Raw genomic sequence first — 25,740 nt, 5'->3', positions numbered from 1 at the left:
GCGCGGCCTTGCCCGGCCGGGCCGGCGTTACGCGACCCCACCCGTCCGCGTCGTCATGGCGACACGGACCGGGTGAAGGTTGCGGACAGCTCGCGCGCGGTGCTTCGCCCCCTCACGGCTTGCCGGAGAACAGCTTCAGGTCCACGGCAGCGGCCATCGTCCGGTAGCCCGCGCCGTTCGGATGCAGGTGGTCGCCGCTATCGTAGGCAGCACGCATTTTCTTCGGCGCGGCGGGGTCGCGCACCGCCTTGTCGAAATCCACCACGCCGTCGAACGCGCCAGAATGGCGGATCCACGCATTCACCTGCTCGCGGGTCTTTTCGCCCGCTGCGGAGTGGTAAGGCCAGCCGCTGCCGCCGTAGGGCGTCAGGGTGGCGCCATAGATCTTCACGTGCCTGGCGTGCGCGCGCGCGATCAGCGTCTTCATGCCGTCGATCAGCTGCTGCGCGCCGATCTTGTCCTTGGCCTCCCAGGCGTAGCCCGAGCCGCCGATGTCGTTGATGCCTTCGAGCAATATCACCCAGCGCACGCCGGGCTTGTCCAACGCGTCGCGGTCGAAGCGCGCCAGCGCGCTGGGCCCGTAGCTGTCGTGCAGGATGCGGTTGCCGCCGATGCCGGCGTCCGCCACCGCGATCGACGACAGGCGTGGGTCGGCCTGCAGGCGCGCGGCCAGGTAGTCCGGCCAGCGTTCGTTCGCGTCCTGCTTGGAACCCACGCCGTCGGTGATGGAATCGCCGAACGCGACGAGCGTGTAGCGTGGGGCCGGTCCGGCCACTTCCACGTCCGTGAGGTAGAAGCGGCTGCCGCTGGTTTCCTCGCGCGGGAAGCGCACGGCCGCTGTGGCGTCGCCATGCTCGGTGATGTACGCGGTGGCGATCCCGGCGTTGTGGATGGTGGCCGGGTGGTTATGCGTGTCGGCCGGCACGTAGATGCTCACCGCCAGCGGCTGCATCGGCTTCACGTCCATCTTCAGCGGATCGCTGAGCACGCTTTCGCCCTTGGCGATGGTGACGGTGGGCTTGCCGTTGAACAGCAGCACATGGTCGCTGCCGGGCACCGTGTCCGCCGCGCCGGCGCTCAGCGCCACGTGCACCGGGCCCAGGGTGACCGGCACGTTGCCGAGCAGGTTGGAAAGGCGTACGCGCAGCTGCGAGCCGCCGATGCTGGTGCGCACGACCTGGCGCACCGTCTGGGCGTTCAGTACCGGGCCGGTGGTGTCCGGCGCGGCCGACCATGCATCCGCCCAGGCGCGATGCCCGTCGCCCTCGGCGGCCATGGCGCAGGCCGCAGCCACGCAGACCGCTCCGGCGAACGCCCACTTCACTATCCGATGCAGCATGTCGTTCCTCCCGTGTTGTTTTTGTCGTATGACCGGCACATCGGGGGCGTCACTTCCCCGGTTTGCCCATCACCTTGGCCAGCCCGGCAACCTTCCCGTCGAACGCTGCGTCGCCGCCGGTGGCGCTCAGGACGCCAGCGGCATTGTTCCAGTGCAGTCGGGTGGTCGTGCCCCTGCCCGCTTCGTAGCCGTACGAGGTGCCGTCGTCGTCGTAGAGCGCGAAGTCGGCATCGTTGCCCGGGTAGACGCGGATCTCGGCGATGGCCTGCTTGAATGCGGTCGACTGGATGTCCGAACCCAACGGCACGATCGAGCCGGCACGGACGAAGACGGGTATCTGGTCGATCGGCGCCGCCACCTTGACCCAGCGCCCGCCGGCCAGCTTTTCGTTGGTCCAGAAGTTGTACCAGTCGCTGCCGGCGGGCAGATAGACGTCCTTTTCCGTCTGGCCCTGCGTGGTGACCGGCGCCACCAGGAAGGCCGGGCCGAACATGTATTGCGTGCCCAGGTTGGCGACGTTGGGGTCGTTGGGGAAATCCATCCACAACGGCCGCATGAAGGGCGCGCCCGTGTCGTAGGTTTTCTTGGCCTGGCTGTAGATGTAGGGAATCAGGCGGTAGCGGAGCTTGTCGTACTTCGCCATGATCGCCTCGGCCTGATGGCCGTAGGCCCAGATTTCCGTGTGTTTGCGCATGCCATGCAGGCGCAGGGTGGGCAGGAAGGTGCCGTATTCGAACCAGCGCGTGAGCAGTTCCGGGTAATCGTTGTTCTGGCCCACCGTGTCGCGCGCATCGGAAGGGTCGAGCAGCGGCGGCCTGGTGGCGTTGGTCGTCTGCGGCAACCACTGCCAGCCGCCGATGTCGTTGCCCCAGTAGGCGATGCCCGAGGCGGTCATGTTGAGGCCGGTGGGGATCTGGCGTTGCAAGGCTTCCCAGGTCGGGTCGATATCCGAGGACCAGAACAGCGCGCCGGTCCGCTGTGACCCGAGGTAGGCCGCGCGGGCAAGGATCAGCACGCGTTCGTCCGGTTTCCAGGCGCGCATGCCCTGCGCGACGCCTTCCACGTGCAACAGCGGGTACACGTTGTGGTAGCGGTCGCCGGAGCCGATCGAGAAGAAGAAACCGTCCGGCACGAGGTCCGGTTCGGTCTCGTCCAGCCACGGATAGTCGAAGCCGTGCGAGAGGATGTTGTCGCGCACGTGGTCCCAGTACCACTTGCGCGCCGCCGGGTTGGTCGAGTCGATCAGGGCGCCGGCGCGATCCGAACGGAACGGCAGGCCGTCGACCGTCTTGCCGTTCCTGTCCTTGAGGAAATAGCCCTTGGCGTCGAGTTCCTTGTAGTAGCGCCCGGAGCGTTCGAAGCGCGGCCAGATCGATATGATCGACTTCATGCCCATGGCATGCAGCTTCCGGTTCATGCCGTCCGGGTCCGGGAATTCCGCCGGGTTGATGTCCAGCTGGCCCATGTGCGTCCAGTAGAACCAGTCGATGACCATCACGTCGAGCGGGTAGTGCTTTTCGCGATAGGTATGCGCGACGCGCAACACTTCGGCCTGGCTGTCGTAGCGTGCCTTGGACTGGATCAGGCCGAACGCCGCCTTGGGCGGGATCGGCGTCTTGCCGGTCACCCGCGCGTAGGCCGAATAGATCGCTTGCGGCGTGTTGCCGACGATCACGAAGAAGCTGACGCGCTCGCCGACTTTCGACTCGAAGCTGGTGTGGCCGCGGATGCCGGCGATGAAGTGCGTATCCGAGGGGTTGTCCCAGATGATGCCGTAGCCCCTGGACGACACCATGAAGGGCACGCAGACGGTTTCGCCGCTCGGCGCGTCGTACCACTGCTTGCAGTCGATGACGCGGCCGCGCAGGTCGAGCGGGCCCAGGCTGCCCTGATTCTGGCCCATGCCGTAATAGTGCTCGTCGGCAGGTGCCGCGAACGTGGCGCCCACCTGGTAGGTGGCTTCGCCCGCCACCTCGTGCGGCGACATGTTCCAGTCGGTCATGTCGACGATCGTTGCGCCCTTGGCGTTCTTCACCTGCAGGCGAACCGGCGCCAGGTCCGGCGCGAAATAGCGCTCCATGACCCCCGGCACGTGCGGCGGCGGTGGCGCGTCCACATGCAGGGTCAGCGCCGGGGACGCGAAGGTATCGCCGCCGCGGTCGTGGGTTTCGTGGAACGCCGAATTGTCGGCGTGGTCGGCGATGATCCCGTAGCCCGGCCCCTTCAGCACCTGGGCCTTGTCGGCGGCAATCGTCACGTGGACGACGTTCGGGCCATAGGCCTCGACGCTGACCCATGCGCCATGCCGGTCGAGCGTGGCCATCGGCGCGGCATCGGTGGCGGCAACCGCTGTGGCGCAGGACAGGAGCAGGAGCAGGCCCAGCGATGCAATTCCAGAAGTCCGCACGACATTCCCCCGGCGTTGAACGAATACCGCGGCGTCAGGCACACGGTCGAGATCCGCCCGCAATGGGCGCCGCCGCATGCCGCTCATCGCGCTTTCTCCATGGTCAGGTCCGTGGCCAGCGGCGTGTGGTCGGAGGCGTCACCCACGCGGATCACGAAGCGGCCCGGGTCGACCTTCCAGTCGTTGTGATCGGGGTTGTAGTAGGCGAACGCGCGCCGGTCGAGCGTAAGGGTGACGCGCCGGCTCTGTCCCGGTGCCAGGTTCACCTTCTGGAATGCCTTGAGCTCGCGCTCCGGCCGCTCGACCGCGGCCGACGGGTCACTCACGTAGAGCTGCGCCACTTCCGCGCCGGCGCGCGAGCCGGTGTTGCGCACCTCGAACGACACCTGCACGGTGTCGCCGTCGTGCGCCTTGGCCGGCTTCACCTCCAGCCTGGAGAACGCGAACGTGGTGTACGACAGGCCGTAGCCGAACGGGAACAGCGGCTGCGGCTTGTCCGGATGGCTGGTGTACCAGCGGTAGCCGACGAACAGGCCTTCGCCGTAGTGCACCGTGGGATGCGTGCCCGGCGGATGCGGCGGCGCATCGTAGTAGTCGTGGGTGGGGTTGTCTTCCCAGCGGCGTTCGAAGCTGATCGGCAGCTTGCCTTCCGGCGAACGCGCGCCGAACAGCACCTCGGCGACCGCGCGGCCGCCCTCCTGCCCCGGATACCAGTTCTGCAGCAGCGCCGGCACCTGGTCCAGCCAGTCCGCCGTGGCATAGCCGCCGCCCGAGGTCACCGTCACCACCGTCTTCGGATTCGCCCTGGCCACCGCCTCGATCAGCGCCTCCTGGCCCCACGGCAGCGCGAACGTGCGGTCGTAGGCCTCGCTCTCCGAGGTCGGGTCGAAGCCGACCGCCACCACCGCGGCGTCGGCCATCGCCGCCATCTTCAACGCCGCCGGCGAGATCAGCGCGTCCACCGGCACCACGCCCAGGCCCATGCGGCTGTAGTCCACGTCGGGCAGGTAGTCGAGGCGCACCGACACCGCCTGCCCCGCCTTGAGATCCAGCGCGGCGTACAGCGGCGCCTGGCCCTCGCGCTTGGGCTGCACGATCACCGGCTTGCCGTCCACGTACAGGGTGTAGCTGTCGGCGCTCGCTGCCGCGGTGAGGAACAGGTAGCGCCCCGCGTGCGGCGCCACGTAGCGCCCGCTCCAGCGGATGCTGCGCCGCTGCACGGCGGGCGTGGTCCACAGCTCCGGCTTCCACTGGTCGACGTGGGCGTCCACCGCGGTCGCCGCCGGCGTGCCGCGGAAATCGGGATTGTCGAAGGTCTCGCGCTGCAGGCCGGGCTTGCCCCCGGCAGTAACGAAGCCGTCGCGCTTGAACACCGCGTCCGGCGACGGCAGGCCACGGTCGTACAGCACGCGCACGCGCTGGCCGAGGTAGTCGACGACGCCGTCGAGGATGCTCTCGGTGCGGAACGTGTCGATGTGCGAGCTGCCGCCGGCGGTGGCGTAACCAGGATATGCATCGGGGCCGATCACCGCGATGGTCTTGATCGCGCCCGCGTCGAGCGGCAGCAGATGGTGCGCGTTCTTCAGCAGCACCAGCGACTCGCGCGCCGAGTCCAGCGCCACCTGGTCGTTGGCCGCGTCGAACAGCGGCTGCGCCAGGTCCCGCTGCGGCCGGTCGAGGAAGCCGAAGCGCACCGCGGTGCGCAGGATGCGCCGTACCTTGTCGTCCAGTTCCGTCTTCGACAGCGTGCCGTCGCGCAAGGCGGGCAGCAGCAGCGCGGGCTGCATCTTGTCGGCTGCGGGCATCTCCAGGTCGAGGCCGGCCTTGAACGCCTTGAGGCCGTCGTCCACCGCACCCCAGTCGGACATGAAGATGCCGTCGAAGCCCCAGTCGTGCTTCAGGATGCCGCTCACCAGATCGCGCTTCTCGGCGGTGTACTGGCCGTCGAGCTGGTTGTAGCTGCTCATCACCGCGCCGACGTGGCCCTGCTTCACCGCCATCTCGAATGCGCGCAGGTAGATCTCGTGCAGCGGCCGCGGCGCGATCACCGAATCGACCTGGCGGCGGTCGTACTCGGAGTTGTTGGCGACGAAGTGCTTGATCGTGGCCACCACGCCCTGGCTCTGGACGCCTTCGATCAGGCCCACGGCGGTGCGGCCGGCGAGGTAGGGATCCTCGCCGTAGTACTCCATGTTGCGGCCGTTCTGCGGCGCACGGTAGATGTTCACGCCCGGGCCGAGCAGGAAGCTGATGCCGCGGGCGCGCGCATCGCGCCCCATCGCCACGCCGACGCGCCGGGCCAGCACCGGGTCCCAGCTCGCCGCCAGCGCGATGCCACCGGCGTAGGCGTTGGAGGGGGCGCCCACGCGCACGCCATAGGGTCCGTCCGACATGCCCAGCGCCGGCAGGCCGATCGACGGCTCCGCGCGGATGTCGAAGCCGTCGGTGCCGCCGATCAGCGCCACCTTCTGTTCCAGCGTGAGCTTGGCGAGCATGCCGTCGACGCGATGTTCGACGGCGGGCGAATCGGGCTGCAGCCCGGCAGCCAGCGCCGGCAAGGCGAGGCCGGCGAGCAGCAAGGCGGTGGTAAGCGTTTTCCAACGGATCATGCTGGCATCCTTCAGTACGTGGCCAGCTTGACGCGCAGCCACTGCGGTTCGCTGGTGAGATTGAGACCCCAGTCGGTCTGGTCGCCGTTCCACACGCGCAGGAACTGCCATCGGCCGTCGACGTAGCGGCCCTCCTCCACGCGTTCGTACAGCGCATGCTTGCCGGCGTTGTGGCCGGCCGGCCGGAAACTCACCCGCGCGTGGTAGCCGGCCACCAGGTATTCGTCGCGGCCGAGCTGCACGATCAGCACGCCGCCCTGCGGCGTCGGATTGCCCTTCGCCTCTGGGTTGCCGAACAGCGGCAGGCCGTAGCCGACCTGCGCGGTCCAGTCGCCCAGGTCGAGCTGCTGGGTGTGCGTCTGCTCCGGTTCGGACGCGCCCCACACCCTGCCCTCGACATTCGCCCTGGCGACCAGCGAGGCGATCGGACGAAGCAGCGCGTAGTCCAGCGCGAACGGCTCGAGGGTGTCGGCGTCGATCTTTTTCGCGCCCAGCGGCCAGTTGGAGTAGCCCGTGTAGTCCATGCCGAACGGCGAAAAGCCGATGGCGCCGTGCCCCAGCGCGGCGAACAGGTAGCGCGCATACGAGGCCGCGCTGCTGGTTTCGGCGACGAAAAGCGGATTGTCGGCGCGGCGGTAGCGGTCCAGCACGGCGGTGTACTTCGCGTACTCCGGCAAGTAGATGTCCGGTGCGATCAGGTCCAGCGACGGCGCTGCCGCACGCCAGATGGCAAGCACGTTGTCGGTAGGTCCGCCGCTGGAATAGCTGCCCGGCGGGCCGGGATGGAAGGGATCGCGCAGCGCGACGTTGGCGTACATCGGCAGGTCGTAGACGGCCTTGCCCGCGGCGGCGACCTGGTCGACGTAGTGCGCGATGGCCCAGGCATAGGAGAACTCCGCCGCGTCCCCGCCGAACACGCTGGCCCAGGTGCCGGCGTGACGATGGGTCTTCGCCAGAACGGCCGCGGGCACCGGCGACTGCAGCAGCCTGTTGCCGGCGGCGGAATAATCGCGGTCGGTGCCGTAGGTACCCGTTTCGTTCTCCACCTGCACCATGATCACCGTGTGGCGCTCGCCGTCGATCGCGTGCAGGTGCTTCATCAGGGTCGTGAAGGCGCTGCGGTCGGCGTCCAGCGTGGACGCTGCGAACGGCGACAGCGAATCGAGCGTGTCGCCATCCTTCTTCACCACGCGCGGAAAGCGCCGGTTGTCCAGCTTCACCCAGGCGGGTGCGTAGGCCGGCCCGTTGTTCTTCCAGGTGGCGAACCACAGCAGCACCAGGCGCAGGTGATGCTCGCGCGCCTGTGCGACCAGCGTGTCGAGGAAGCTGAAGTCGAAATGTCCTTCGGTCGGTTCGATCTGCTCCCAGGCGATCGGCACCTGCACGGTGTTCGCGTGCAACGCCTCCATCGCCGGCCACACCTCGGGCAGCATCGCCGGCCAGGCGCTGGAGTTGTTCACCTGCGCGCCCAGCACCAGCCAGGGCTCACCGTCCACCAGCAGCATGTGGCGGCCGTGGTCGCTCACCACGCGCGGCAACGGTGCGGCGGCCGCGGGTCGTGCGGCGAGGATGCCGAGCGCGAACACGAGTGCGGCGGCGAGAGGCCAGGACTTCATGGTGCGGACTCCCCGGGTTCGCCATAGACGATGCCGCGCCCACCGGTGGCCAGGTACACGCGGCCGAACACGCGCGGGTCGCCGGTGAGCGCGCTGATGCGGCCGTACTGGTGGGCGGCGTCGTTGATGCGCTGCCAGTGCCGGCCGCCGTCCAGCGAGCGGAACAGGCCTTGCTGCCGCCCGTACCGGCCTGCCACGAACAGCACCGGTGAGCGCCGCCCCGGCGCCGGCTTGCCGAAGCCGAACGCGTCGACCCCGGCGATGCCGGGCAGCATCTGCCGCACGCGGCCCGTGTCGTCGCCGCGCGTCAGCGGCAGGTCGCGCGCGGCCAGGTAGAGCACGCCCGCCGCGCCGGGCGCGGCCTGCAGCTGCACGTGGTCGTGTCCCCGTGCGGCTGCACCGAATTCGCCAGCCAGCGGCGTGAAGCCCGCGCCGCCGTCGCGGCTCGCGTACAGCGCACCGGTGCGCGGATCGAATGCATAGCAGCGGCGCGGATCGATGCGGTCGCCCAGCACCTTCACGCCGCCGGGCAAACCTGCCACGGGCTGCCAGTTGCGCCCGAAATCGTGGGTGAGGTAGACATGTTTCGCGTTCCGCGGCGCCCACAGCACGCCGTCGCCGTCGGCCGTCCACGCGATGCTGCCCGCACCGTCGCCCTCCGGCGGTTCGCTGGCGAAGGCCTGCCAGTGCCGGCCGCCGTCGGCCGACCAGGCCGCGCGCACCGCCGGCCCGAACGGCTCGCGCAGGTAGCCGCTGCGCACGATCCGCTCCGGCCGCAGCCCCGCGTAGTCGATGGCTTCGCTGTTGGCGTAACGCGGCGGTGCCTGGAACTGCAGCGTCGCCACGTCGAGATCGTCGTGGCGATAGCCGTCCAGATCGCCCAGCGCGCTCAGCAGGTGCGCGCCCTGCGGCGGACTGATCAGGCCCAGCGGCACGGTTTCCTCCAGCCCGCGGTCCGCGAACGTCCAGTGCACCTCGCCGCCCGCATCGAGCCGCCCCATGTCGCGCGTGGACCACAGGCCGTAGCCGGTGACGAAGATCACGTGGTCGGGATCGAACGGGTCGATCGCCACGCTGGTCATCCAGTGCGGCGTGTGCTCGACCGTCCAGGGCACGCCGCGCCGGTCGAACACCGAATGCGCGAACACCTCGGTCCAGTGCGCGCCGCGGTCGGTGCTGCGGAACAGCAGGTCGTGCGGCGTGTAACGATGGTGGGTGCTGGCGACCAGTACCCTCGGATCGGAGGGGGCGACCGCGACGTCGCCCCAGCCGAAACCCAGGGGTTTGCCGTGGCGGGGTATCGGCGTGATGTCCGTCCAGCGGTTGCCGGCCGGCTGCCAGCGCCAGAGGGCGCCGTCGTTCATGGTGTCGGGACCCGGCTCGTCGCCGTAGCTCAGGTAGTAGTCGCCGTCGCTGGCGCGCTGCATGTGGCTGGGCCGCAGGCCCACCGGCTGGCCTGGCACGGCGCTCCAGCTGCGTCCGCCGTCGGAAGAACGGAACAGGCTGGTCTGCCGGGTCGACACACCGGCATAGATCACCGGCGTCGGCTGGCCACGCCGGCCGCTGGCCGGATCGAACACCACGAACACGATGCCGATGGGCTGCGTGCGCCAGGCGTTGCTCGCACTGGCCGACGGCGAGGTGGCCACGGCCGGAAAGCCGGTCACCCGCGTCCAGTGCGCGCCATGGTCGTCACTGCGCCACAGGCCGGCGTCGCGCGAACCGAGGAACAGCACGTGGCCGTCGTTCGGATCCACCGCCAGCCGTTCGCCGTTGCCGCGCCCCAGCTCGTTGCCGCCGAGCCTGAACGGCAGCTCGACGCGCTGGAAGCTGCGCCCCTGGTCGTGCGAGCGCAGGATCGCCGCATCGCCCGCCTGTGGCGAGGTGTACATGCCCGCGGCGAGGTACAGCCACTGCGGATCGGAGGGATCCACCGCGAAGCTGTCGATGCCGAACAGGTTCTCGTCCTTCGCCGCGATCCAGTCGGTCAGCGGCCGCCAGCGTCCGTGTTCATGATCCCAGCGATAGGCGCCACCCACGTCGGTGCGCGCGTAATACAGGCCGCGCATCGACGGGTGAAAGAGCAGCCCGGAGACATAGCCGCCGCCACCGATGCGCACGTTGGTGAAGCGGTACGGAATGGCGGCGGGCGGGCTGGCGTGGACACCCAGCGCGAGGAACAGCGAGCAGGCAATGACGCCGATGTTTCTGAACATGTCGAAGAAACTCTTTTGCAAGCTTGTCGTCATCCCGGCCCAGGTGCCGACCGAGCCGGAGCCGGCGAGGCTTTCCAGGCACCCGGCAAGGCATCCGACGCCGGATGCCCCGCCTCATGCCGCAACCGTCACCGGCTGCCCGGGCCCTGCACGATCAGAACGCCACGCGCAGCGTCAGTGCATAACGGGTGTCGTTCACGTACCAGGAGGTGGTGTGCTTGCCGGAGGCGTTCTGGTACATGATCGTGCGCTGTTCGGCGTTGTTGAGGTTGTTCATCTCCAGGCCGAGCTTCATGTGCTCGTTGAACGCGTAGAAGATCGAACCGTCCAGCTGCCCGTAGGCATCGGCGAACACCGGCAGCTTCCACGGAATGTTGTTGTCGGTGCCGTTGTAGCCATTCGGACCGATCGACAGCAGGTACTGGCTGCGCCAGTTGTAGGCCAGCCGGATCTGCCACGGACCGTGCTCGTAGAAGCCAGCGACATTGAGCGAGTCCCTCGACAACCCGTCCGCCGGGAGGTTGCCGTAGGTGGAGCCATCCGTATCGATCGGCACCGCCGTGGTGTCGTTCGGCACATGGGTCCTGCTGCGGATGTAGGTGTAGTTCGCCGACATGCCGAAGCCCTTGACCGGCAGGAAGTCGAAGAACTGGTTCCAGCCGATTTCCGCGCCATCGATCGTCGCCTTGCCGACGTTCACCGGACGAGTGATCAGGTACTGATAGTTGTTGCCGTCGACACCCGGATAGGTCACGAACCGCGACTCGTTGCGGAAATAGTCGCTGATGCCCTTGTGGAACAGGTTGATCCAGGCCATGCCGCCGCGATCCTGGTCGAAGTACCACTCCAGCGACAGATCGAACTGGTTGGCCTTCATCGGCGTCAGGTAGGGATTGCTGTTGGAACTGCCGGTCAGGGTCAGCTTGTCGATCGGCAGCGTGGTGGTGCCCGGCGGCGGCGTATAGCCCGACACCACCGCGGCATTGAGAATCTGGTAGGCCTGCATCTGGCTGAAGTCCGGCCGCGCGATCGCCTTGGAAAAGGCAAAACGCGTGACCCAGCCTGGAGAGAACTCCCACTTCAGGTTCAGGCTGGGCAGGACGTCGGTGTACTCGTTGCGGGCGTTGACAGGGGTGGACTGGCCTGCGCCCAGGTAAGGCGCCAACGCCTGGTTGGGGTACACCAGGAAACCCTGGGCGGCATTCCTCGTCCGTACCCCGCGCACGCCGATGTTGCCGCTCAGATTCGCATCGTCCACGCCGAAGTCGAGCATGGCGTACACCGCATACGTTTTCTCGTGCTGGACATTGGTGTGTGCGGCATCGAGCAGCGTGGGCTGGTACGGATTGGCATAGCAGCAGGAGTAGTACGGAATGGCGGCATCGTGGATGGCCGCGTAGCTGCCCGGATAACCCAGCGCGGTCGACAGCACCGGCGCGTAGAACGCACCCGGCACCCCGGCGCCTCCCTTGTAGAAGTTCTTGAACGTGTCCAGGTGCACCAGGCTCCTGTTGACCGTGCCGTTCAGATCCAGGCCGGGCAACGGAACGCCGCCGGGCAGCGCCCAATACTGCATCCAGGGCTGGAACACGGGCATCCAGTTGTAGCCGGTATCGATGTTGTCGGCATAGCGGTTGGTCACGCGCACGCCGGTCTTCACGCCCTGCACGAACCCGCTGCTGAAGCGGTGGTCGATGTCGGCGCGCCAGGCCAGCTCCTTCGCGTAATTCTGGTTCTGGTGGTCCATGGTGAACCCCCAGTAGTAATTGGCGGGGTCCCCGGTAAAGCCGGTATCGACGCCGATGCGCGGCGGGTTGCTACCGTTCAGGGCGACGTCGATGTAGGGCACGTTGGTGCCCAGGGCCACGGTGGAATCCAGGCTGTTGGTGGTGGCCTTGACGAACTGCAACGAGCTGGAGAGGTCGGTGTAATCCCCCAGCCGCCACTTCATGCCGGTGGAGAAGTCGGTGGTCTTGGAGTGGCTGTCCGATGCGCGGATGTCGGTGCCCATCGGCACGCCGCCGGGCTGCGTGAGACGGCCGGACTGGAACACCCCGCCATTGATCTGGCTCGGCTGGCTGGCATCCACCACCACCTGCGTCGGATCGTTGCTCACGAAGATCGCATCCTCGTCCCAGACCTCGTGGTACTTGCTCTGGAACGCGGTGGCGAAAAGGTCGAGATTCTCGCTGGGACGCCACTGGTAGGCCAGGTAGTAGCCGTCGCGCTTGCGGCTGTACTGCAGCGTGCGCCAGTCGGCACCGCGCGGCACCCAGGTGCCTGCGGCGTTCTTGAAGAACGGACGCACGAACAGGCCGTCGGTGCGCGTCGTCAAGCGGGAATCGGCGATGTCGACGAGGAAACCCATCTCGCCGAGGCTGGTGTTCCAGCGATTGCTGTAGAGCACCGAGGCGGACGGCTTGTACTTCTTGCTGAAATCGCCGTAGTTCTCGCTGGCCGAGGCGGCGATCTTCTGGCCCTGGAAGTCGAAGGGCATGAAGGTGCGCAGGTTCACCGTGCCGCCCAGGCCGCCCTCGATCATTTCGGCCGTCTGGTTCTTGTAGACGTCGACGCCGGACATCAATTCCGACGGCACGTCCTGGAAGCTGAGGGCGTGCCCGCCGTTGGCGGAGAAGATGTCGCGGCCATTCAGTTCGGAACGTACCTGGGTGAGGCCACGCACCTGCACGCCGTTGCCTTCGGCAGAGAAATGCTCCGGATCACCCTGCGAGAGGAAGTGGTCGATGGTGACGCCGGGAATGCGCGACAGGGTTTCGGTGACGCTGCGGTCCGGCAGCGCACCGATGTCCGTGGCGGACAATGAATCGACGAAGGTGTCGGCGTCGTACTTGATGTCCTGTGCCTTCTCGACGGATGCGCGGATGCCGGTCACCGTGACGCTGGAGAGGTCCTTGACCTGCTTGTCGCCCGCCTTCGCGGCCTTTTTCCTCGGCGAGTTCACGCCGGTGGCGGATGCCGTCGCCGCATCCTGATCCTGCGCCTGTCCCTGCGCCGCTGCGGTTGCCGGCTGCGCATGCAGGCCGGATCCCCCGCAGCACAGCAAGCCGAGCGCAATCGCGCCCGACAACCGCGCCATCGGCAGCCTGTTCATCAAGTGGCGACGCCCTGCATCAATCGTGAACTTGCCCAGCATGTTGAACCCTCCCCAAGAATTGATATGGCCGACCTGTTCGAATGTCCGTCGGCTCTCCCCAGCGACCTGCACAGCGTTTCCGGGCCCCTCTGCACACCCGGTGAAGCTGGCGTGTATTGATGCTGTCGCGACGCGCTAAAGTCGTACAATTGCGAAATCAAAAGCCGCGGCTAACGTTTCTCCATGTGCGCCCGCAGCATGTTGCGTTGCCGGGGCTGCTTCGCCTGAAATGCGCGCAGACCGGCGCCGCCGCAGCCGCAGCGCACGCACGCTCCGTCGCTTCGCATGTTCGTGGCAGCACCCGCTGCCGCTGCGCTCCGCGGTCGTCACCGCCGGAACATGCCGCGGGCCTGGAATGGCTGGAACCCTTTCGCGCGGAAGGTCGACGGCACCGACGAACGCGCAGCCGGTGACGCGATGGTTTCCAGCATCATGCGCCACGCCGTGCTGCGCCCACGCCGGCATCGACGGCATCTGGCAGTACGTCGCGCGTACCTCGACGACGAGGCGGAAGCACGGTCGCAAGGGCCCGGTTGCACCTCGTCACCGGAAGTCCCGGCTTCGCACATCCAGGCTGCTCAGCAGCGGCGTCAGGTCGTGCAGGCGCCGGGCGATCAGGTGGCGCACGCCGCTCTCGGCTTCCAGCTTGCCTTCCACCATCAGCAGGCGCGATTCCAGGAAGGGGCGGCGCTGCCGCTCGGCGAGCTGGCGCCACACCACCACGTTGATCATGCCGTGCTCGTCCTCCAGCGTGACGAAGGTGACGCCGCTGGCGGTCTGCGGTCGTTGGCGGCCGACCACCAGGCCGGCCGCGAGGATCGCGCGGCCGGGTGGGATGTCCGCCAGCTCCTTCGAGCTGCGGCAGCGCCGTGCGCGCAGTTGCGCGCGCAGCAGGGCCAGCGGATGCCGGCCCAGCGTGGTGCCGAGCGTGGCGTAGTCCGCCTGCAGATCCTCGCCGACGCCGGGCAGCGGCAGGCTCACCTGCGCTTCCCGGGGCTGCGTGGCGGCACCGAGCAGGGGACGCCGCTCCTCCACGCCGGCCACCGCCCAGCGCGCCCGGTGCCGATGGCCGGCCAGCCCGCGCAGCGTGCCGGCATCGGCCAGCCGCTCGCGCGCACGCGGCTCGAGCGCGGCCCGCTCGCACAGGTCGGCGACATCGGCGAACGGCCGCAGCGCCCTCGCCCGCTCGATGCGCCGCGCGTCGCCCTCGGCCAATCCGCGCACCATGCGCAGCCCCATGCGCAAGGCATGGCCGCCGTGAAGGTCGAGTTCCAGCGTGCAGTCCCAGTCGCTGTGGCGCACATCCGCCGGCAGCACCGCCACGCCATGGCGACGCACGTCCTGCAGCAGCTGGTCGGGGCTGTAGAAACCCATCGGCTGGCTGTTGATCAGCGCGCAGGCGAAGGCCGCCGGGTAGTGGCGCTTCAGCCAGCAGCTGGCGTAGGTGAGCAGCGCGAAGCTGGCCGCGTGCGACTCGGGGAAACCGTAGCTGCCGAAGCCCTTGATCTGCTCGAAGATGCGCGCGGCGAACTCGGCCGTGTAGCCGCGCTCCAGCATGCCACGGGTCAGCTTGTCGCGATGGTGCTCCAGCCCGCCGTGGCGTTTCCATGCGGCCATCGAGCGGCGCAGGTCGTCCGATTCGCCCGGTGTGTAGCCGGCCGCCACCACCGCCAGCTCCATCACCTGCTCCTGGAACAGCGGCACGCCGAGCGTGCGCTCGAACACCTTGCGCAGCGCCTCGGAGGGATAGCTCACCGGCTCCTCGCCGGTGCGCCGGCGCAGGTAGGGATGCACCATGTCGCCCTGGATCGGCCCCGGCCGCACGATCGCCACCTCGATCACCAGGTCGTAGAAATTGCGCGGCTTGAGCCGCGGCAGCATCGCTATCTGCGCTCGCGACTCGATCTGGAACACGCCGATGGTGTCGGCCCTGCCGATCATCGCGTAGGTGTCGGGGTCCTCCGGCGGGATCGTCGCCAGCGTCAACGCCCGTGCGTGATGGCACTCGACCAGGGCCAGGCAGCGGCGCAGGGCGCTCAGCATGCCCAGCGCCAGGATGTCGACCTTGAGCAGGCCCACCGCGTCGAGGTCGTCCTTGTCCCACTGCACCACGGTGCGGCCTTCCATGCTGGCGTTCTCCACCGGCACCAGCTCGTGCAGCGGCTGCTCGGAGATCACGAAGCCGCCGGGGTGCTGCGACAGATGGCGCGGGAAGCCGATCAGCTGGGCGGTGAGCACCAGCACCCGGCGCAGCAGCGGGCTGTCCGGGTCGAAGCCCTGCTCGCGCAGCTGCGCGGCGGGCGGCAACGCGTCGTTCCAGTGGCCGAAGCAACGCGCCAGCGCATCGACCTGGTCGGGCGGCAGCCCCAGCACGCGGGCCACGTCGCGCACCGCGCCGGCGCCGTGGTAGGTGCTGGCCACCGCGGTGATCGCCGCACGGTGGCGGCCGTAGCGCGCGAACACGTACTGGATCACTTCCTCTCGCCGCTCGTGCTCGAAGTCGACGTCGATGTCGGGCGGCTCGTTGCGCTCCTTCGAGACGAAGCGCTCGAACAGCATGCCGATGCGGTCGGGATCGATCTCGGTGATGCCCAGCGCGTAGCAGACCACCGAGTTCGCCGCCGAGCCGCGCCCCTGGCAGAGGATGCCCCGGCTGCGGGCATGGCGCACGATGTCGTGCACGGTGAGGAAGTAGCTCTCGTAGCCGAGCTCGCCGATCAGCGCCAGCTCCTTCTCGACCAGGGTGCGCGCCTTTGCCGGGACGCCATCCGGCCAGCGCCAGCGCAGGCCCTGCCCGGTCAGCTCGCGCAGCCACGAAGCCGGCGTGTGGCCGGCGGGCACCAGCTCGTGCGGGTACTTGTAGCGCAGCTGGCCGAGGTCGAACGTGCAGCGTCGGGCGATACGCACGGACTCGTCCAGCAGCTCCGGCGGATACAGCTCGGCCAGTGCGGACAGCGGCCGCAGGTGGCGCTCGCCGTTGGGGAACAGCCGCGCGCCGGCCTCGGCCACGGTGGTGTGGTGACGGATCGCGGTCATCACGTCCTGCAGCGCGCGCCGTCCGCGGGCATGCATGTGCACGTCGCCGGCGGCGACCAGCGGCAGCTGCAGCGAGCGGCCCAGCGCCTGCAGCTGCGCCAGCCGCGCCGCGTCGTCCGGGCCGCGGTGCAGTTCCGCCGCGATCCACAGCCGCTGCGGGAAGCGCGCGCACAGCCACTCCCCTTCCCGCGCGTCGTGCGGATCGTCCGGCAGCCACAGCGCGAGCAGGCCGTCGGTGGTGTCCGGGAAGTCCTCGCGCAACAGGCGATAGCTGCCCTTCGGCGCACGTCGGCGTGCGGCGGTGATGAGCCGGCACAGCACGCGGTAGCCCTCGATGGCTTCCACCAGCAGCACCAGCTTCGGGCCGCCGTCGATTTGCAGCTCGCTGCCCACGACCAGCGGCAGCTCCACCGCCTTCGCCGCTTGCCACGCGCGCACGATGCCGGCCAGCGTGCATTCGTCGGTGATCGCCAGCGCTTCGTAGCCATGCCGCTGCGCGCGCTCGAACAATTCGTGCGCGCTCGAGGCCCCGCGCTGGAAGCTGAAGTTCGACAGGCAATGCAGCTCGGCGTAGCTCATGCGAACCAGCCGTGCAACATGAAGCCGTCGCCGCCGACCGGCCGGAACACCCAGGCGCCCTGCCCGCTCGCCAATTGCACCACGTAGTAGTCGCGGCGCACGTCGCTGCCGTCCCACCAGCCGCTCTCGATGCGCTCGGGGCCAGCGAGGAGATGCGGCGCCGATCCGCGCAGCGGGATCGGTTTCGCCAGCAGCCAGCCTGGGCGTGGGCCATGTGCGACGCCAGTCGACGAGGCCTCGCGCCGTGCCGGCACGTCCAGCGGGCTGAACGTGGCGCACTCGGGACGATGGTCGGCATGCGCCTGCACGCCGTGCACGGCGTCTTCGCCCAGGCGTGCACGCAGCCGTTCGCGCAGCTGCTCCCACGGCGTCGCCTGCTGCGGTCGCGGGTCGAACAGTTCGCGATGCACCGGCACGAAGGGCGGCAGCTCGTCGGCGCCGAGCGCAATCGCGCGGACCGGCGCCGGCAGCTGCACCTGCTCCAGCCGGCCGCGCGCGAGTTCGAACAGCAGCGTCGCGTCACGCTCGGGCGTAAGCAGGCCCACCGGCACCCGGGTGCGGGTGCCGCGTTCGTGCTCCAGCTGCAGGTCGAAGCGTTGCACGCCGCCGTCGCGCCCGGCGAGGAAGGCGGCGAGGTCCGCGGTCAGCCGCTTCAGCGGAAACAGCAGCGCCTGGGACGATTCGGCTTCATGGCCAAGCTCGATCCGCAGGTCGAAGCGATCGGGCGGGCGGTAGCTTGCCAGCGCCAGCTCGCGCTCGCCCAGCATCGCGTCGAGGTGAAGCAGCACTTCGGGCGGGAAGCGCCGCGCCAGGCCATCGCGCGGCAGTGCCCAGACCTGGCGCAGCGCGCGCAGGCCCATGCGTGCGAAGGCGGTGGCCGCCTCCGGTGCGAAGCCCGCGCGCTGGATCGGCAGCTGTCCCAGTGCGCGGTGCATCGGCGCGTCGCCCTCGATGGCCAGCCCGTCGTGCGCGTTGGCCAGCACGCGCGCAGCCACCGGGTTCGGTGCGGCGACGATGCGGTGCCGGAAACCGAGCGCCGCCAGCTCTTCGCGCAGGCGCGCCTCGAAGCGCGGCCAAGGTCCGAACAGGCCCAGGCTGCCCTGGATCTCCAGCACCAGCGCGTGCGGGAACTGCAGGCTGACCTGCGAGCTGTAGCGATAGGCCCAGCCGGCGAGGAAGCGCTGCCAGCGCGCCTCGTCCTCGGGGAGATAGGTGTCCGTCGCGAAGCCCTGCGCCAGCGCCTGCGCCGCGGTCAGCGCCATGCCCCGGCGCAGGCCCAGCGCGCGCGCCGCAGGATTGGCCGCATGCAGGATGCGCCGCTGCGCCGGGCCGCCGACCAGCACGCGGGGCGCGTGCGGATCCGCGCAGCGGCGCAGCACGCCGTCAAGCGCGAGGTGCGGCAGCAGGATGCAGGCCCAGCGCATGGCTCACCCCGTTCGCGGGATCGGCTGCGCCGGTGCCGCTCCGCCGCGGCACTTGAGCACGCGCCACTGCGCCGGCGCGGCGTCGATGGCGATGCGCAGCGCCGCCGGCGACGGATGGACGGCCGCGGCCAGCGGCCGCGTGGCGAACGCCAGCGTGCGCCCCGACGCGGCCGCGACCTGCAGGCGGCGCAGCGCGCGATCGTCGGCATCCAGCGGCCAGCACAGCACGGCGCCGCAGCTGCCCGAGCGCAGGCATTGCTCGGTCGCCCACAACGCATCGCGCGGAGTGCCGGCCCGCACGACCTGCAAGCGGCCGAGGTCCACCCCGGCCTGCCGCCACGCCGGTGCGAACGGCAGGTACGGCGGCGCGACCAGCACGACGCGCTCGCCGGCCTGCGACAGGCGTGCCAGGGCCGGCCACAGCAATTGCAGTTCGCCCACGCCGTCGGCGGGGATCAGCAGCTCGCTCAGCGCCGCCTCGGGCCAACCGCCGCTGGGCAGCACCGCGTCCAGGCCGGCATGACCGGTGGGCTGCATCCCCGCCGGCGGCACCGCCGGCCGGCCGCGCCAGACCCGCTGCGGCTGCAGCAGTGCATCGATCGCCACCACCGCGCCCATGTCACCCCCGGCGGACCAGGCCGCAGAACACGCCCTCGATGGCAAAGTCCTGGCCGCGCCGCACCTCGATCGGCGCATAGGCCGGGTTGCGCGGCAGCAGCCGCACCCCGCCCCGGCCGCGGGCCAGGCGCTTGATCGTCAGTTCGCCTTCGAGCCGGGCTACCACCACCTGCCCATCGCGGGCTTCCGGCGTGCGGTGCACGCCGACCAGATCGCCGTCGAGGATGCCGTCCCCGATCATCGAGTCGCCCTGCACGCGCAGGAGGTAGTCCGGCCGAGGGGAGAACAGCCGCGCGTCCAGCGCCAGGGTATCGACCAGCCCGGTATCGGCGCCGATCGGCGGCCCCGCCGCCACCCGCCCCAGTACAGGCACCTGCAGCAACGCGGTGCGCGAACCGGCCGGACGAATGCCGCGCGCCTGCCCGGACGCCACCTCGACCAGCCCCGCCTCCGCCAGCGCCAGCACGTGCTTGCGCGCCGCCCCGCGCGAGGCCAGGCCGCAGGCCCCGGCGATCTCGGCCAGGGACGGCGGCTGGCCCTGCCCCGTCACCCGCTCGCGGATGAAGGTGAGGATGGCGGTACGGCGGGGGCTGAGTTCGGGCATGGGTACATTTGTACTCCATCCAGGCTGGCTTGGCCAGGCTGGCGATCGCGGCCGAGCCGGGATCGGAAGGCCGACGGCATCGGACGGATGGCGCGCCCTGATCTACAGCCCGTAGCGCTTGAGCTTGTACCAGAGCGCACGCTCGCTGATTTCCAGCAACCTCGCGGCGGCAGCCTTGTTGCCGTCGCTGCGTGCCAGCGCGGCGGCGATCAGCTGACGCTCAAGTGCCTCGACCTGGGGCCTCATCGACAGCGAGGCCATCGGCCGGGATTCGAGCATCGCCTCGGGCGTGGCTGGCGCCGTCGTGGAAGAAGCGTGCGCGACCTCGGCGGGAAAATGTTCCGGGCCGATCACGTCGCCGTGGCACAGCACCATGGCCCGCTCGATCAGGTTCTCCAGCTCGCGCACGTTGCCGGGCCAGGCGTAGCTCTGCAGCCGCCGCAGGGCCGTCGCCGACAGCCGCGGCTCGGGACGGCCGAGTTCGCGCGCATATTGGCGCAGGAAATGCCCTGCGAGCAGCGGGATGTCGCCATGGCGATCCCGCAACAGCGGCACGTCGACACGCACCACGTTGAGGCGAAAGTACAGGTCGCGGCGCAATCTCCCCTCTTCCACCGCCTGCAGCGGATCGCGGTTGGTGGCGGCGACCACGCGCAGGTCGACCGCGGTGGGCGTGTTGGCGCCCAGCCGCTCGATGCTGCCCTCCTGCAGCACGCGCAGCAGCTTGGCCTGCAGCGCCGGCGGCATCTCGGTGATCTCGTCCAGGAACAGCGTGCCCCCGCTGGACAGTTCGCACTTGCCTACGCGATCGCTCAGGGCGCCGGTAAAGGCACCCTTGGCATGTCCGAACAGTTCGCTCTCCAGCAGGTCGGTCGGTATCGCGGCGCAGTTGATCGGCACGAACAGGCCGCTGCGTCCGGAGGACTGGTGCAACGCACGCGCCACCAGCTCCTTGCCGGTGCCGGTTTCGCCGACGATGAACACGCTGCTGCGCGTCGGAGCCACCTGCTCGAGCAAGCGGTACAGCGCCTGCATGCAGTCGCTGACGCCGATGAATTCGCCCCAGCCCCTGGCGAGTTCGTCGCGCAGGAAACGGTTCTCGCGCTGCACGGCCTGCATCGCCAGCGCCCGCGTCACCGCCAGCTCCACGGTCTCCATCTCGAACGGGCGAATGATGTAGTCGGCGGCGCCGAGCTTCATCGCGTCCACCGCCGTCTCGATCGTGCCGTAGGCAGTCAGCACGATCACCGGCACCTCGTCGCCGCGCGCGCGCAACGCATTGAGCAACTCGATGCCGTCCATCCGCGGCATGCGCAGGTCGGTCAGCACCAGGTCGCAGGATTCGCGCTCAAGCAGGGCCAGCGCTTCCTCGCCGTCGCCGGCCTGGGCCACCTCGTGCCCCATGTTGCGCAAGGCGAGCTCGAGGATGCGCCGCATCTTCGCTTCGTTGTCGACCACCAGGATACGTTTCGCGTTCATCGCCGCTGCCTATCGCGCACCGAAGCGCAGCACGAAAGCCGCGCCGCCCCATTCGCTTTCGTCCACCTCGATCTCGCCGCCGTGCACGTGGACGATCTGCTGCACGATGGTCAGCCCCAGGCCGATGCCGCCCTCGCGCCGGCTGAAGAACGGGTCGAAGATGCGCTGGCGCAGCTCGAGCGGCACGCCGGGGCCGCTGTCGGCCACGACGATCCGCGGCCCCGCGGCCACACGCGCAGCCTTCACCACCACACGCCCGCCGGCCGGCACGAAGGACAGCGCGTTGAGCACCAGGTTCAGCAGCACCTGCATCATCTGCTCGCGGTCGCAGTCGACAACCAGCTCCTCGTCCTGGAATTCCCTGGTCAGCGCGACGTCGGTCTTTTCCGCGCGCGAGCCGAGCAGGCCGATCACGCCGTCGATGATCGCGTGCAGGTCGTGCGGCCGGAAATCCGGCGGAGTCGGCCGCGCGCACTCCAGCAGCATGGTCACCAGCCGGTTCAGGCGCTCGGTTTCGCTGAGGATGAAACCGATCAGCTCGCGCTCCTTCCCGCCCAGGTGCGGCTGGCGCTGCAGGAGCTGCGCCGAGCTGCGCAGGATGCCCATCGGCGTGCGCACCTCGTGCGCCATGATCGCCGCCATCTCGCCCACTACCGCCAGTTTGCCCGCCCGCACGATCTGCTCGCGCGAACGTTCCAGCGCCTCGATCATCTCCACGTAGGCGTGGTGCAACTCCTCCACCTCCGAAATCGAGCTTGGCGGAACGTCCGGCAGTGTGCTGTCGCCCTGGAGAAACCGGCGTGCGAAATCCGTCAGCGCGACGATCGGCTGGGCAATCCGGCCCGCCAGGCGCGAAGAGATCCAGATCCCGGCGCCCAGGGTCAGCACGAGCACCGCCAGCATCGACCACAGCAGCCGCCAGATCGGGCCGAACGACACCGAGGTCGGTTCGATCATCACGATCCGCCAGTCGAGGCCGTGGAACTGCTGGTAGCCGCTGGAGACGGCAGCGCCGACCAGCAGCATGCGATAACCCAGGGCGCGGCCGTCGTGGATGTACGACGTCGATCCGGTGCGCGGCAGATCCCAGCTCTCCAGCCGCAGGCGCGGCAGGTCGAGCCGGCCGCGCAGGGCGCGCGAAGCCGCGATCGCATGGCCGTCGCGATTCAGCAACAGCAGACCGCGCGGTCCGCTGCCGACCGCCTCGTCGAGCAGGGCCTGCATGGCGTTCCAGTCGAGCAGCGCGTAGAGGTAACCGATGTCGCCCTTGCCGAACGCGTTGGGGATCGGGGTCCGCAGGACGGCGACGCCGTCCCGCCGTCCATACACCGGAGCGATCGCCACATTGCCGAGATTGGCGCCGGGGATCGATCGCCACGCCGAAGCCGCCGGCGCCATGCGCCCGATCAGTGCGGGATCGCTCGCGGCCACGATGCGCCCGCTTTCGCCGGTACACAGCAGGGCCCGGTAGACCGTTCCCTGCCCGGCGCGCAGATCGGACAAGAAATGCGAGAGGCGCTTGTCGACGTCGTTGACACGGATGTCCTGCATCACCTCCAGCCCGCGCCAGACGCGCAGGTTTTCCACGTGCGAGAACATGAAGGTGTCGATGCGCTGCATCACTGCGCTGGCACCGAACTGCAGATTGGCCGCGATCTCCGATTGCAGCGCGCGGCGAAACTCGTAGAACGACAGTGCGCCGACCACGACCGTGGTGCCGAGCAGGATGCAGAACAGCAGACGCGACAGGGCGGAACGAATGGTCACTTCGCAAGCCCGTTGCCGGCGATGGAGAGGATTTCGATCATGGAAGACCCGGGGGCGGCCAGCGGTCGCAGCGCCCGTCTGCCGCACGAGTGTGGCCGAGCCGGCATGGGCGCGGCAAGCGCAAGGGCCGGCCGCTTTGCGCTGCGGCGGCGTCCTGGCGCAGAATCCGCCGCGTTGTCGCGGCGATCCGTCACCGGACCCGCGTCCGACATGGCTCCGCGGCGGTCACTGCAGCCATCCCTCTCCCCCACCCGGTCCAAGGCACTCCTGATGAGAAGGCCCCTCCGTCGTCGCCCACCGCACGGCTTCGTGCGCACCGTGCTGGCGGCGGCACTGCTCTGCCTGGGCATGACGCCACGTGCCCGCGCCGCGCAGGACGACGGCTGGCAACCGGCGCCGTATACGCTGGGGCAAGGCCTGTACTTTCCGCAGCAGGGGCTGCGCGTGGGCGGCTACGCCGATCTGCATTTCTACGACATCAAGGAGCATCACCCCACGTACAGCTTCCGGGACGTCAGCCTGTTCGTGACGAAGGATCTTGGCCCGCGCTGGCAGGCATTCGTCGAACTGGATCTCGGCGACGCGCTGGACGTGTCGGGGAGGCATGCCAGTTCGCACGATTCCGAACTCAGCGTCGAACGCCTGTACCTGGATTACCACGTCGACCAGGCGGTCAATTTCCGCTACGGCAAGTTCCTCACGCCGGTCGGCGAATGGAACCTGGTGCACGCCGATCCGCTGACATGGACCGTATCGCGGCCGTTGACGACCTCGGCGGCGTTCGCCCGCCATGCCACCGGTGCGATGATGTTCGGCACTACACCGGTGGCCGGCAACGACCTCGACTACTGGCTTTACGTCGACGACAGTTCGCATTTGCACATCGGCCAGGATCAGGACCACGCCTACGATTCGTTCGGCGCGGACAGCAGCCTGCGCAACAACTTCCGCCATGCCGTCGGCGGCAGGGCGCTCTACCACCTCCTCGACGACCGCCTGGCCATCGGCCTGTCGCTGCTGGATTACGAGCTGCAGCGGCCGCGGCAGCAATACCACCTCGCGGGCGTCGACTTCAGCTGGTCCGGCCGTCACCTCGAGATGACCGGCGAGGCCATCCGCCGCAGCGGCGGGCCCGCCGGCCAGCCGGCCGAGCATGGCGGCTTCCTGGAGGTCGAGGTGCCCGTGCGGCGGCGCCTGTACCTGGTCGGCCGCTTCGAGCGCTACCGCAGTTCCGGCACGGCGCAGGCCGCCACGGTGCGCACGGTGGGCTTCAACTACCGGCCCGTTCCCGGCGTGGTGCTCAAGCTGGAACGCCGTGACGGCAACCACAACCTGGAACTGGCCCCCACCGGCTGGCTGGCTTCGGTCGCGGTGCTGTTCTGACATGACGCGGCTGCGCCGCTACCTGCTGCTCGCGCTGACCGGGCTTTTCGGCACGCTCGCCGCCGGTCGTGCGTCCGCCGCATCGCCGCCGCGCATCGCCGTGATCGTGGGCGCGCCCGCTCCCCGGCTCGCGATGAACCGCGACACCCTGCGCGACATCTACCTCAAGAAGATCTTCGTCGACCAGGACGGCCGCCGGCTGGTCCCGGTCAACCTGCCGCCCGAATCGCCGCTGCGCGAGGCATTCACGCGCACGCTGATCCGCATGCCGGAGAGCCGCCTGCAGGACTACTGGAACCGCCAGTACTTCCAGGGTGTCAGCCCGCCCTACGTGCTGGGCTCGCAGCAGGCGGTGGTGCGCTTCGTGGCTTCCACCCCCGGGGCGATAGGCTACGTCGCCCCCTGTTTCCTCTCCCCCGGCGTGCATGTCGCCTTGTGGCTGCCGTTGCCGGCCGGCAGCGGTGCGACGGCCGACGCCTGCCCCGAGTCGCCCGGGCGCTGAGGCGCCATCCGGCAAACGGCCGCGTTCATACCATTTCTGCAGACGATTCTTGCGCACTGCAAGGATCGCAGGCCGCTGCCTCCCTGCCTGCGGCATGGCTTTTCCTTGTAAATCATTGGCCCGCCCGCTTGGCATGGATATCGCTCTGCCAGATGCAGTTCCCAGCCGGGCAAATGCCATGCAGCCTGTCCTCCGCCCTGCCGATGCCGGTGCCCTCGCAGGCAAGCAGCCGGTGCTGGCCGGGCTGCGCATGGAAACCCCGGTACCGGCGGCGCCCTGGCGGGACGATGCGGGAGCCTGCCCCGCTCTTCCCGCAGCCCCGTTCGTGCGGATCGGTGCGGCGCGTCCGTGCGCGGCCGACCATACACCGTGCAGGACGCGGCCGATGCCCGCCCGCACCGGCTGCGGCTCGGCATGAACACGGGGCTCGCCGATGCCATGCTCGCGCTGCGTTCCCACGGCTGGCTGGCGGTCGGCGTGGCCGGCCAGGCCGTGTTCACCTCACGCTTCGTGCTGCAGTGGGTGCACAGCGAGCGACGCGGATACAGCGCGATCCCGCTGGCGTTCTGGTACGCCAGCCTCGCCGGCGCCGCCCTGCTGCTCGGCTACGCGATCCATCTGCGCGACCAGGTGTTCGTCGCCGGCCAGGCCGGCGGCATGCTGATCTACCTGCGCAACCTGCAACTGCGCCGGCGCGAGACGCGCGACGCCGGAGAAGGCCCGTGCTGAGCCCGGCCGAAAGCCAGGCGTGCTGGACCGGGGCGGGCTTCCTCGCCCAGGCGCTGTTCGGCGCCCGCTTCCTGGTGCAGTGGCTCTACAGCGAAGCGCGCGGACGAAGCCTGGTGCCGGCGGTGTTCTGGTACCTGAGCGCCATCGGCGGCGCGATCCTGCTCGGCTACGCCATCCATCGAAGCGAGCCGGTCTTCGTCGCCGGCGAAGCGACCACCTTGCTGATCTTCCTGCGCAACCTGCAGCTGCTGCCCCGCCGCGGCAGCCGTCGCTGAAAC

Annotated in this window: 16 protein-coding genes; 4 read left to right on the top strand and 12 right to left on the bottom strand. The window is 69.3% G+C overall.

Annotated elements, in window-relative coordinates:
• Nucleotides 1-112: 112 nt before the first annotated feature.
• From ACQGNW_RS13580 to ACQGNW_RS13525, 12 genes are all read right to left on the bottom strand, one after another.
• Nucleotides 113-1,339, bottom strand: coding sequence for an SGNH/GDSL hydrolase family protein (locus tag ACQGNW_RS13580; RefSeq protein WP_426663748.1), 1,227 nt, complete (start codon nucleotides 1,337-1,339; stop codon nucleotides 113-115).
• Between the two features lie 49 nt (nucleotides 1,340-1,388).
• Entirely contained in the window at nucleotides 1,389-3,662 is a 2,274-nt protein-coding gene (locus ACQGNW_RS13575; RefSeq protein ID WP_426663747.1) for a glycoside hydrolase family 31 protein, read from the bottom strand.
• Nucleotides 3,663-3,829: 167 nt separating this feature from the next.
• The gene (locus ACQGNW_RS13570; protein ID WP_426663746.1) at nucleotides 3,830-6,355 is read right to left on the bottom strand and encodes a glycoside hydrolase family 3 C-terminal domain-containing protein; all 2,526 of its coding nucleotides are present in this window, start codon (nucleotides 6,353-6,355) and stop codon (nucleotides 3,830-3,832) included.
• 11 nt (nucleotides 6,356-6,366) lie between these two features.
• A complete protein-coding gene (locus ACQGNW_RS13565) occupies nucleotides 6,367-7,971 on the bottom strand; it encodes a GH35 family beta-galactosidase (protein WP_426663744.1) in 1,605 nt (534 codons plus the stop codon).
• A complete protein-coding gene (locus tag ACQGNW_RS13560) occupies nucleotides 7,968-10,187 on the bottom strand; it encodes a WD40/YVTN/BNR-like repeat-containing protein (RefSeq protein ID WP_426663743.1) in 2,220 nt (739 codons plus the stop codon). The genes ACQGNW_RS13565 and ACQGNW_RS13560 overlap by 4 nt, the downstream gene beginning before the upstream one ends.
• Nucleotides 10,188-10,341: 154 nt before the next feature.
• Nucleotides 10,342-13,299, bottom strand: coding sequence for a TonB-dependent receptor (locus tag ACQGNW_RS13555; protein ID WP_426663741.1), 2,958 nt, complete (start codon nucleotides 13,297-13,299; stop codon nucleotides 10,342-10,344).
• Nucleotides 13,300-13,884: 585 nt separating this feature from the next.
• Nucleotides 13,885-16,956, bottom strand: coding sequence for an error-prone DNA polymerase (locus tag ACQGNW_RS13550; protein WP_426663740.1), 3,072 nt, complete (start codon nucleotides 16,954-16,956; stop codon nucleotides 13,885-13,887).
• Nucleotides 16,953-18,380: a Y-family DNA polymerase gene (locus ACQGNW_RS13545; protein WP_426663739.1), complete on the bottom strand. Its 1,428-nt coding sequence runs from the start codon at nucleotides 18,378-18,380 to the stop codon at nucleotides 16,953-16,955. Before ACQGNW_RS13545 ends, ACQGNW_RS13550 begins: the two co-directional genes overlap by 4 nt.
• 3 nt (nucleotides 18,381-18,383) lie before the next feature.
• Nucleotides 18,384-18,998, bottom strand: coding sequence for a translesion DNA synthesis-associated protein ImuA (gene imuA, locus ACQGNW_RS13540; protein WP_426663738.1), 615 nt, complete (start codon nucleotides 18,996-18,998; stop codon nucleotides 18,384-18,386).
• A 1-nt stretch (nucleotide 18,999) separates the two neighbouring features.
• On the bottom strand, nucleotides 19,000-19,602 hold the full coding sequence (gene lexA / locus ACQGNW_RS13535) for a transcriptional repressor LexA (protein WP_426663737.1): 603 nt from the start codon (nucleotides 19,600-19,602) through the stop codon (nucleotides 19,000-19,002).
• Nucleotides 19,603-19,704: 102 nt separating this feature from the next.
• Nucleotides 19,705-21,081: a sigma-54-dependent transcriptional regulator gene (locus tag ACQGNW_RS13530; RefSeq protein WP_426663736.1), complete on the bottom strand. Its 1,377-nt coding sequence runs from the start codon at nucleotides 21,079-21,081 to the stop codon at nucleotides 19,705-19,707.
• A 9-nt stretch (nucleotides 21,082-21,090) separates the two neighbouring features.
• Nucleotides 21,091-22,848, bottom strand: a complete 1,758-nt coding sequence (locus ACQGNW_RS13525) for a sensor histidine kinase (protein WP_426663735.1) — start codon at nucleotides 22,846-22,848, stop codon at nucleotides 21,091-21,093.
• Between the two features lie 270 nt (nucleotides 22,849-23,118).
• Between ACQGNW_RS13525 and ACQGNW_RS13520 the strand changes: the two genes are divergently transcribed.
• The 4 genes from ACQGNW_RS13520 to ACQGNW_RS13505 all read left to right on the top strand — a co-directional run bounded on the left by ACQGNW_RS13520 (nucleotide 23,119) and on the right by ACQGNW_RS13505 (nucleotide 25,737).
• Nucleotides 23,119-24,231: a porin gene (locus ACQGNW_RS13520; RefSeq protein ID WP_426663734.1), complete on the top strand. Its 1,113-nt coding sequence runs from the start codon at nucleotides 23,119-23,121 to the stop codon at nucleotides 24,229-24,231.
• A gap of 1 nt (nucleotide 24,232) precedes the next feature.
• Nucleotides 24,233-24,733 (top strand): hypothetical protein, encoded by a 501-nt coding sequence (locus ACQGNW_RS13515; protein WP_426663732.1) that lies wholly within the window; start codon nucleotides 24,233-24,235, stop codon nucleotides 24,731-24,733.
• Between the two features lie 348 nt (nucleotides 24,734-25,081).
• Entirely contained in the window at nucleotides 25,082-25,462 is a 381-nt protein-coding gene (locus ACQGNW_RS13510; RefSeq protein WP_426663731.1) for a lipid-A-disaccharide synthase N-terminal domain-containing protein, read from the top strand.
• Nucleotides 25,456-25,737: a lipid-A-disaccharide synthase N-terminal domain-containing protein gene (locus ACQGNW_RS13505; RefSeq protein ID WP_426663730.1), complete on the top strand. Its 282-nt coding sequence runs from the start codon at nucleotides 25,456-25,458 to the stop codon at nucleotides 25,735-25,737. The genes ACQGNW_RS13510 and ACQGNW_RS13505 overlap by 7 nt, the downstream gene beginning before the upstream one ends.
• Nucleotides 25,738-25,740 lie beyond the last annotated feature (3 nt).

It is taken from the genome of Rhodanobacter aciditrophus (assembly GCF_050026795.1).
Lineage (GTDB): Bacteria > Pseudomonadota > Gammaproteobacteria > Xanthomonadales > Rhodanobacteraceae > Rhodanobacter_A.
Note: the sequence above shows the minus strand (reverse complement) of the source record. Positions and strands in the feature narration are given on the sequence as shown.

What these genes read in the sequence shown, in the direction of transcription:
- ACQGNW_RS13530 (WP_426663736.1), bottom strand. Translation starts at nt 21,081, where the DNA reads ATGAACGCGAAACGTATCCTGGTGGTCGACAACGAAGCGAAGATGCGG.
- ACQGNW_RS13555 (WP_426663741.1), bottom strand. Translation starts at nt 13,299, where the DNA reads ATGAACAGGCTGCCGATGGCGCGGTTGTCGGGCGCGATTGCGCTCGGC.
- ACQGNW_RS13520 (WP_426663734.1), top strand. Translation starts at nt 23,119, where the DNA reads ATGAGAAGGCCCCTCCGTCGTCGCCCACCGCACGGCTTCGTGCGCACC.
- ACQGNW_RS13570 (WP_426663746.1), bottom strand. Translation starts at nt 6,355, where the DNA reads ATGATCCGTTGGAAAACGCTTACCACCGCCTTGCTGCTCGCCGGCCTC.
- ACQGNW_RS13565 (WP_426663744.1), bottom strand. Translation starts at nt 7,971, where the DNA reads ATGAAGTCCTGGCCTCTCGCCGCCGCACTCGTGTTCGCGCTCGGCATC.
- ACQGNW_RS13580 (WP_426663748.1), bottom strand. Translation starts at nt 1,339, where the DNA reads ATGCTGCATCGGATAGTGAAGTGGGCGTTCGCCGGAGCGGTCTGCGTG.
- imuA (WP_426663738.1), bottom strand. Translation starts at nt 18,998, where the DNA reads ATGGGCGCGGTGGTGGCGATCGATGCACTGCTGCAGCCGCAGCGGGTC.
- ACQGNW_RS13515 (WP_426663732.1), top strand. Translation starts at nt 24,233, where the DNA reads ATGACGCGGCTGCGCCGCTACCTGCTGCTCGCGCTGACCGGGCTTTTC.
- lexA (WP_426663737.1), bottom strand. Translation starts at nt 19,602, where the DNA reads ATGCCCGAACTCAGCCCCCGCCGTACCGCCATCCTCACCTTCATCCGC.
- ACQGNW_RS13550 (WP_426663740.1), bottom strand. Translation starts at nt 16,956, where the DNA reads ATGAGCTACGCCGAGCTGCATTGCCTGTCGAACTTCAGCTTCCAGCGC.
- ACQGNW_RS13545 (WP_426663739.1), bottom strand. Translation starts at nt 18,380, where the DNA reads ATGCGCTGGGCCTGCATCCTGCTGCCGCACCTCGCGCTTGACGGCGTG.
- ACQGNW_RS13575 (WP_426663747.1), bottom strand. Translation starts at nt 3,662, where the DNA reads ATGGCCACGCTCGACCGGCATGGCGCATGGGTCAGCGTCGAGGCCTAT.
- ACQGNW_RS13560 (WP_426663743.1), bottom strand. Translation starts at nt 10,187, where the DNA reads ATGTTCAGAAACATCGGCGTCATTGCCTGCTCGCTGTTCCTCGCGCTG.